The 8381-nt window shown below is 43.7% G+C and carries 8 protein-coding genes and 1 tRNA gene; all 9 read right to left on the reverse strand.

The features are described 5' to 3' along the window. Window positions 1-206: 206 nt before the first annotated feature. On the reverse strand, window positions 207-1181 hold the full coding sequence (locus AB5N96_RS11530; RefSeq protein WP_499705588.1) for a nuclease-related domain-containing protein: 975 nt from the start codon (window positions 1179-1181) through the stop codon (window positions 207-209). Window positions 1182-1566: 385 nt separating this feature from the next. Further along, a complete protein-coding gene (gene glmM / locus AB5N96_RS11535) occupies window positions 1567-2919 on the reverse strand; it encodes a phosphoglucosamine mutase (RefSeq protein ID WP_499705589.1) in 1353 nt (450 codons plus the stop codon). 29 nt (window positions 2920-2948) lie between these two features. Next, the gene (locus tag AB5N96_RS11540) at window positions 2949-4250 is read right to left on the reverse strand and encodes a CdaR family protein (protein WP_499705590.1); all 1302 of its coding nucleotides are present in this window, start codon (window positions 4248-4250) and stop codon (window positions 2949-2951) included. After that, on the reverse strand, window positions 4243-5079 hold the full coding sequence (cdaA, locus tag AB5N96_RS11545; protein WP_204590377.1) for a diadenylate cyclase CdaA: 837 nt from the start codon (window positions 5077-5079) through the stop codon (window positions 4243-4245). The genes AB5N96_RS11540 and cdaA overlap by 8 nt, the downstream gene beginning before the upstream one ends. 100 nt (window positions 5080-5179) lie before the next feature. Continuing rightward, entirely contained in the window at window positions 5180-5845 is a 666-nt protein-coding gene (locus AB5N96_RS11550) for a zf-HC2 domain-containing protein (protein WP_204590458.1), read from the reverse strand. After that, window positions 5845-6435: an RNA polymerase sigma factor SigW gene (sigW, locus tag AB5N96_RS11555; RefSeq protein WP_204590376.1), complete on the reverse strand. Its 591-nt coding sequence runs from the start codon at window positions 6433-6435 to the stop codon at window positions 5845-5847. Before sigW ends, AB5N96_RS11550 begins: the two co-directional genes overlap by 1 nt. Before the next feature lie 178 nt (window positions 6436-6613). Then, on the reverse strand, window positions 6614-7519 hold the full coding sequence (gene rocF, locus AB5N96_RS11560; RefSeq protein ID WP_392455492.1) for an arginase: 906 nt from the start codon (window positions 7517-7519) through the stop codon (window positions 6614-6616). A gap of 70 nt (window positions 7520-7589) precedes the next feature. After that, a complete protein-coding gene (locus tag AB5N96_RS11565; protein WP_499705591.1) occupies window positions 7590-8165 on the reverse strand; it encodes a GNAT family N-acetyltransferase in 576 nt (191 codons plus the stop codon). A 67-nt stretch (window positions 8166-8232) separates the two neighbouring features. Continuing rightward, window positions 8233-8305 (reverse strand) — tRNA-Ala (locus AB5N96_RS11570). Window positions 8306-8381 lie beyond the last annotated feature (76 nt).

The raw sequence follows: 8381 nt of genomic DNA on the forward strand, positions 1-8381 counted from the left end.
CGAAGGGTTTTCTAGAAAGGGGGTTGGGATGATAGGGGTTTATGCCCTTTTCAGTGGTGAGATAGTGGCTTTAGCGACCGAGATGAGGTGATTAGCGACCGAGATGAGGTGATTAGCGACCGTAAGTGGTGAATTAACGCCCGAGTTGAATCAATTAGCGACCGTACTCGCTCATTTAGCGCCCCAAATGATTTTATGGAAACTAATTACTCTCTAAAATAAATCATTCCCCGCCCAGTTCCTCTACTTTGTATTCCTAACTTCTTAAGAATTGAGCGTATATGTTTCACACTAAGTTCTGGGATATGTTTGCGTATTATCTCTACTTTTAATTCGCCACCAATTATATCGAATAAGCTAAGAATGTTATTTGAAAGCTGGTCGCTCGCATCTACTTTACATATTGGACAGACCCAGCTTCTGATATGTTTCTTCAATTGATTATGACACAGGGAGCAATAGAGTCCTCTGAGTAACTCGGTTTGGTTCACGTCGTACTGTTCACAAAATGAAATCTTTCGTTGTTTTATTGTTTTTTCTAACAGGAATGTTTTTAAGAGAGAAACCTCTTCACTAGTTAAACTGTTAGGGCCTTTAAAGTAAGTCGTTAAATAAAGTGAAATTGATTTCATCATGATCAGTGTGTGCGGTTTGGGTATCTCATGAATTGTAAGACGACTTGAGCGGTTCGCCCAGATCAATAAAGTATGAGTGGATAGGTTGTGGATATTTAGATTGAGTTGCTTCAAACCCATCAAATTTCGTTCAAGTTGTATGAAGGGGCAATCCATTGCTTGAACAGTACCATTCTCATGAGTTCTAACAATTTGACGTGGATTAGAGTGGAAGTGAATATGACCGGCAATATTTTTGACTTCAATAAGAAGAATACCTTTACGAGAAATAAGTAGATAATCGATTTGAATATGCCATTTCGAGTGTATCGTCGTATGGAAATTATGAACAATCACTGAATCTGCAGGGAACTGAAATTCCTCAAGATACCGTTGAACATTTAGTTCCCCACGAAGTCCTGCCTTTATGTTGTTCAGTTGATTCTGAAGATAAATTTTTTGGGGATTGTGGTTGGGAACCTTTGCGTAGAAAATTTCTAAGGGGAAAAGCGGTTGTTGATAGGAATAAAATTCTATATAAATACCTCCTTTTCCATAGAGTATCATTTCGTTGATTAAGTGTATAGATTGAAATTAAGTATCTGATAAGGTGTTTTGAGTCCATCGGAGAAGAGTCGGAGAAGAGTTTTGAAAGTGTGGTGGATGGTCATTAGCGACCGAGATGAGGTGATTAGCGACCGTAAGTGGTGAATTAACGCCCGAGTTGAATCAATTAGCGACCGTACTCGCTCGTTTAACGCCCCAAATGATTTTATGGAAACTAATTACTCAAACCTTTTCCTGGAAAACACTTGAATTACTCAAAACCTTTTCTAGAAAAACCTTGAATTACTCAAAACCTTTTCTAGAAAACCTTGAATTACTTAAAACCTTACTAATTAGACCTTTCTAAACAAAAAAACGCCCCCTGGAAGGGAGGCGTTTGACTGGATTATTGATCTAAGCCCATTTCAGCACGTACGACGTCGGCAATACGGTTGACGTAGCTTTCGCACTTTTCTTGTGACTCCGCTTCTACCATGACACGCACAAGCGGCTCTGTTCCAGAAGGACGAACAAGGACGCGGCCATTGCCGTTCATTTCGCTTTCGACCTCTGAAATGATCGCTGCCACTTTTTCATTATCTGTCACAGCATGCTTATCCGTTACACGGATGTTGACAAGCTTTTGTGGGAAGATTTTCATCTCACCCGCTAGATCTGATAACTTCTTACCTGTTGCTTTCATAATGTTCACGAGTTGTAGACCTGTTAGGAGGCCGTCACCCGTAGTATTGTAATCTAAGAAAATGATGTGGCCCGATTGCTCGCCACCCAAATTGTATCCACCATTACGCATCTCTTCGACCACGTAACGGTCTCCTACAGCTGTTTGGACAGAGTGTAGGCCGTGATGCTCAAGCGCCTTGTAGAAGCCCATGTTGCTCATCACAGTCGATACTACAGTGTCTTTGTGTAAGCGGCCTTCTTTGACAAGATAACGCGCTAAAATATACATGATTTGGTCGCCATCGACGACATTTCCTTTTTCATCAATTGCAATGACGCGGTCGCCATCACCATCAAACGCAAGACCAATGTCTGCGCCTTTTTCTTTCACAAAAGCTGAAAGAGCTTCTGGGTGTGTCGATCCAACGCCATCATTGATGTTAAGACCGTTTGGCGATGAACCCATTGTTGAAATGTCTGCATCTAGGTCAGCAAAAATATGTGTGGCGTGAGAAGACGTAGCACCGTGTGCACAGTCTAGTGCAACATGGATGCCTACAAAGTTCTCAGTCACCGACTGCTTCAAGAATTGAAGGTACTTTTGACCACCTTCGAAATAATCCGATACAGCTCCAACATTTCCGCCTGTTGGACGTGGAAGTGTATCTTCCTCTTGATCAAGAATCGCCTCGATTTCATTTTCTTGCTCATCTGTTAGCTTGAAACCATCTGAACCGAAGAACTTGATTCCATTGTCTTCAACTGGATTGTGCGATGCCGAGATCATGACTCCCGCATCCGCGCTCATAACACGCGTCAAATAAGCCACACCAGGTGTGCTCAATACGCCGAGCGTCATGACTTCAACACCAACTGATAATAGACCTGCTACTAGTGCAGACTCTAGCATGTGACCTGAGATACGTGTATCACGGCCCACTAATACTTTTGCTCTGCCCTCAGCATTCTGAGTTAATACATAGCCGCCCACGCGACCTAAACGAAATGCGAATTCTGGTGTTAAGCCCTCATTTGCGACTCCACGAACACCATCTGTACCAAAATATTTTCCCATTAGAAATTCTCTCCTTAATTCATGGCAACTCAAGTTCTTGCAACAGTAATCGTTGCTTGAGATAACTCAGCCACCCATGTTGCCACATCAGATCCTTCGACTTCGATCGGCAAAGTAAATTCGCCTTCTTCATCGACTGTGCTTGCATCAATACGCACTTGCACATCTTCTGCGGTTAATTCATTGATCTGTGATTCCGAGCCGGTCGCTGTTACATTCACGACCCCATCACTGGGGATGGCAAAAGTGGAACTCCATTCTTCTGCCAATCCCGCAATCACAATCGGTACATTTTGAAATGTACGGGATGTGACCCCATCTTCCGTGTCTTCAGGTGGTGTATTTACAGAGGTATCATCCTCTGGAACTTGTTCTGCTTCATTTTCCGGTGCTGCTACTGTGGCATTGATTATGACTGGGACTGTATCTCTTCCCACTCGATCGATTCCTTCAGGTGCTTCTACTTCTACGTCTACAGTGCCCGATTCCTCGATTTGTGAAACATTCACACGCACTGGAATTTCTTCAAGTGCATCAACCACGGAACGAGGCCCAAAGACTCGCATTGTAGAAACCGTAGAGGTAATCGAATTAATCGTAACTCCGTCTTGAGGAGAACCTGTTTGCTCCAGAACGATTGGCACCTCTTTGCTGTATTGCTCAATCTCAACCGAAACATTCACTACTTCCGGCTTAATCACGACATCTAGCTTGTTCAAGTCCCTGTCTAAAACGCGAACACGGGCTTCCTGTGTAAAGGATTCATTGAGCCCTTGTTCCCCACTAACAGTCGCTTTCACGAAACTGATCGCTTCAACAATACTGCGTGCTCCTGTTACCGTTACACGGTTCGGCTCAACATTAGTTGATTTTACCACATAATTGTCAGCAAGCAATCGCTCATTCATATCTGGTTCGACTGCAAACTCTTCCGTGATGAGTTCTTCAATCGTAACTGTCACAGTCCGTGGATCCGTTCGCACTTTTAAACGTTCCGGAAGATTTTCATATTGGACTTCAACTTCATGCTGGCCAAGTGGCAATTCCCGCAAATCGAGAAACACAGTGTAATCCTGCATAGTCTGAGCCGAAAGCACAAGATTGCTTGGCCCTTCGATATTCAATGTGACAGTATCAGGCGCACCCGTCACCACAAGATTGTCATCATCGTAATAGACCTGAACGGGTACATCTTGAATACTTTCTACGCTAGTGCCTACTGTATTCATTTGATTGCCCTCTAACTCATTTTGAACTGTAATAAATAGAAGGACGGCAAATAAAAGGGAGACAATACGTAAAAACCACGGATTATCCATCATTTTATCCATTTTTCGGCCCCTTCCATAACCATTTTGACGTGGTCACTTGCTGCTCCGTTTCACCAAACCACAAACGTTTTAAATGTTGTTCAAATTCGTCCATCGTCAAGTTCCGGTGTAGGTCGCCATTGGCTGTAATGCTGACCGCTCCCGTCTCTTCTGAAACTACAATCGTCACAGCATCCGTCACTTCACTCAGTCCGATTGCTGCGCGGTGGCGCGTCCCTAAATCTTTTGAGATGAACGGACTTTCAGACAGTGGTAAATAGCAAGCAGCAGAAGCTATTTTATTGCGCTGAACAATCACTGCTCCATCATGTAGAGGCGTGTTTGGAATGAAGAGATTGATTAAGAGTTCCGAAGAAATCGTAGCATTCATCGGAATACCTGTTTCTATATACTCCGATAACCCAGTCTCTCGTTCAATCGAAATCAAAGCACCGATACGGCGTTTGGCCATATAACTGACCGACTTCGACATCGCACCAAGGAGTCGATTTTGTTCCTCTTGCTCTTGCAACGAACTGCGGGCAAAAATCTTCCCGCGTCCCAGTTGTTCCAAAGCACGGCGGATCTCAGGCTGAAAAATAATAATGATGGCAAGAAAACCAAATCGAATGACTTGATCGAGCATCCAACCGAGCGTTTCCATTCCGAGGGCATCGGTAATAACACGCGCCACGATAATAACAAAAATACCTTTTAACAATTGAACCGCTTTTGTGCCGCGGATCAACGTGATGAGTTTATAAATGACAAACCACACGAACAGGACGTCTAGAATCGTAATAAGCAATTCAATGGGTTCACTGTTTTGTAGTTGCATCAAAAAGTCCATGTGGCCACCCCACTTTCACTGTATGCATATGGCACTAGTATACCATAGATGCGTATAGAAAAAACTCCCGTACCTCATAGGAGATGCGGGAGTTCTTCATTTAATTACTAGAATCGTCACTACCTGTGATCCAGTTTTCGACACCTTGATAGCCAGACTTCATTTTGAACCATAACCATTCAAAGACACGGTCGATTTCTTCAATTTCTCCTGTGACCACCGCTGTGGATGCCATTAAGGAAGATGTCTCAATCTCATCTTCATTGATGATGCGACCGTTGATGACCGTCAAATTCCCTTCAATGGTTCCTTCCACACGAATATCACCATTTCGGACGACAAAATCGCCTTCTACAACTTCTCCCTCTGGAATGATCACAGTGTCGCCTTCTACTAGAATATTATCGGCTTTCGTAAATGCGAACTGTTGGTCATTCGAGAAGTTGCCAAAGAACATGGCACTCATAAAGACTAAAAATACTGCGGCTGCTGATACTATTGGATAACGTCTAAACCAGTTTTGTGTACCGGCTGAAACGTTGCGTTTTGGTAGTGTGGCCATGATGTTTGACGTCAAATCTGGTGGTGGTGTGACCGGCTGAGCACTCTTCATAAACGCAACAACGTCACTAAGTTCGTGCATATGCGCTTGACATGCCTCACAGCTCTTCAAGTGGGCTTTCAGCTCTTTTTCTTCATCAGGCTGAATATCCCCATCTAGATAGGCATGCATTAGTTCAATGTATTTCTCGTGGCATGCACCCATCATCGTTTCCCTCCTACCTCCGTCATCGGGAGCTGACTCATTTGTTTGCGGAGTGCTTCCCGCCCTCGGTGAATCCGTGTTTTCACTGTACCGAGAGGGAGATCTAAAATTTCACTGATTTCTTGTAGCGGTAATTCTTCCATGTACTTCAAAACGATCACCGAACGATACTTATCTGGTAAGCGGCTGATTTCATACTGGACACGCTCTTGCATCTCCATTTTCTCCAACTGCTCTACAGGAAGTGCTCCGCTCGCTGCGACTTGTGAGTACATGTCGAGACCATCTGTTCCCGGAACTTGGGCATCTAAATGATAGTCTGGTTTCTTTTTACGGATTCGGTCGATACAAAGATTCGTTGCGATGCGAAAAATCCATGTAGAAAATTTTCGCTTCTGATCGAATGAATGTAAATTAATGAAAGCCCGTAAAAAAGCTTCTTGGGTAATATCTTCGGCTTCGTGTTTGTTGCCAAGCATACGATAGCAGACTTGATAAAGGCGTGCTTGGTACAAATCCACGATTTCTGTATAGGCATCTTGATTCCCGTTTAACACTTGTTTGATTCTCTTGTTGACGATAGCATCCATGCTCTACTTTCCCCTCCGCCTCTGCGGTTCTATAATCTATACGGTCCATGGTATCAATAGGTTTCACTTTTTCTTTATTATTTTATTGTAACAAATTTTGACAGACCTTAGGGGACGAATTATTCATATAGTGCATGAAAAAAGTCCCCTTCTTTTAAGAAGAGGACGAATGACTTTTTTATACAAGGCTTTCTCCGAAAAGTGAGCCCATTAATGCAACTGCAACATCCGCAGTCTTGTTTTTCTCATCAAGAATCGGGTTCACTTCCACAAACTCCGCTGATGTAATCAAGTTTGAAGATGCTAACATTTCCATCGCTAGGTGACTTTCACGATAGCTGATTCCACCTGGTACAGGCGTCCCAACTCCCGGGGTATAGAGTGGGTCAAGTCCGTCTAAATCTAGAGACAAGTGGACGCCATCCACTTCACGGTCACGTAGGTACCACATCGCTTGGTTCATCACTTCTGTCATCCCTAATTTATCGATTTCGTGCATCGTAAATACTTTCATACCTTTTTCTTTGATCAAATCACGCTCACCTGGGTCAACTGAACGTGCACCGATGATGACGATGTTTTCTGGTTTCACTTTTGGCGCGTATCCATGAATGTTGACAAGTTTGTCATGACCAAGACCCATACTTACAGCAAGTGGCATCCCGTGAATGTTTCCTGACGGTGAAGTCTCTTCTGTATTCATGTCCGCGTGCGCATCGTACCAGATCACACCTAGGTTCTCGTAGTTCTTTGCAAGACCTGCAAGCGTCCCAATGGCAATACTGTGGTCGCCACCAAGAACTAATGGGAATCGGTTGTTGCTTAGAACTTCACTCACTTTGTCAGCAAGCTTTGTGCTTGTTTCAATGACTTCTGGTAAGTTGCGAAGCTTTGTATTTGTATCATGGCCAGCGTTTGTCTGATCAATCGAAATATCGCCTTCATCTCGTACGTCATGCCCAAGAGCTTCTAGACGTTGAATCGCTCCAGCATATCGCATTGCGCTTGGTCCCATGTCGACACCGCGACGATTTTGACCAAAATCCATAGGTACTCCAATTACGGACATCTCTAATTTATTCATGATTTTATGCCTCCTCAATTCGTTATGTCTATTGTAACTGCTTACATAACGATGGCTCAACCGCGCAAAATCACGTATATTTATTCATTTTCTCAAGTAATCTCTTCTTTGCTTCCGGCCACTCAGAATCAATCATGGAATACAAATAAGTGTCCCGAGGTTTTCCGGTACTCCGGATCTTTTCATTGCGAAGAAAACCCTCTTTTACGAACCCAATTCGTTCAATTGCTCTTTGTGATGCTTCGTTTTCAGCATCCGTTCGAATTTGTACGCGCATGAGTCCGAGCTCCGCGAATGCATACTGTAGAAGAAGATACTTACACGTCGTATTGACATGCGTGCGTTGATAAGGCTTTGCGTAAATCGTCGCCCCTATCTCTGCTGCTTTATGTTTGAGGTCTATATCATACAGACGTGTAGTACCAATCACCTTTTTTGCCCTTTCATCTATCACTGCAAACACCAAGACATCCTTCTCAGTTTCCATACGATCAATCGCATAGTTAAGCCACCCCTGTAATTGCTCTTTACGCTCCACTTTGGTGAGCATGTGTACATACACTTCCGGCTCAAATGTCTCCCATAAGGCGTCGCCATCTTTTTTGGTTAAAGGACGAAGGGTTACCCCATTTAGTGTTTTTTGCATTCCGATTCCCCCTTTTTTATATAGAAAAAAAACACCCACTTCTTTAAAAAGAAATGAGTGCTTGTTATGGAGCCTAGCGGGATCGAACCGCTGACCTCCTGCGTGCAAGGCAGGCGCTCTCCCAGCTGAGCTAAGGCCCCAAAATGGCTGGGGTACTAGGATTCGAACCTAGGCATGACGGAATCAAAATCCGTTGCCTTACCGCTTGGCTATACC

It is taken from the genome of Chryseomicrobium imtechense (genome assembly GCF_041475995.1).
Classification (GTDB): domain Bacteria; phylum Bacillota; class Bacilli; order Bacillales_A; family Planococcaceae; genus Chryseomicrobium; species Chryseomicrobium aureum.

What these genes read in the sequence shown, in the direction of transcription:
- AB5N96_RS11530 (WP_499705588.1), bottom strand. Translation starts at nt 1,181, where the DNA reads ATGATACTCTATGGAAAAGGAGGTATTTATATAGAATTTTATTCCTAT.
- glmM (WP_499705589.1), bottom strand. Translation starts at nt 2,919, where the DNA reads ATGGGAAAATATTTTGGTACAGATGGTGTTCGTGGAGTCGCAAATGAG.
- AB5N96_RS11540 (WP_499705590.1), bottom strand. Translation starts at nt 4,250, where the DNA reads ATGGATAAAATGATGGATAATCCGTGGTTTTTACGTATTGTCTCCCTT.
- cdaA (WP_204590377.1), bottom strand. Translation starts at nt 5,079, where the DNA reads ATGGACTTTTTGATGCAACTACAAAACAGTGAACCCATTGAATTGCTT.
- AB5N96_RS11550 (WP_204590458.1), bottom strand. Translation starts at nt 5,845, where the DNA reads ATGGGTGCATGCCACGAGAAATACATTGAACTAATGCATGCCTATCTA.
- sigW (WP_204590376.1), bottom strand. Translation starts at nt 6,435, where the DNA reads ATGGATGCTATCGTCAACAAGAGAATCAAACAAGTGTTAAACGGGAAT.
- rocF (WP_392455492.1), bottom strand. Translation starts at nt 7,519, where the DNA reads ATGAATAAATTAGAGATGTCCGTAATTGGAGTACCTATGGATTTTGGT.
- AB5N96_RS11565 (WP_499705591.1), bottom strand. Translation starts at nt 8,165, where the DNA reads ATGCAAAAAACACTAAATGGGGTAACCCTTCGTCCTTTAACCAAAAAA.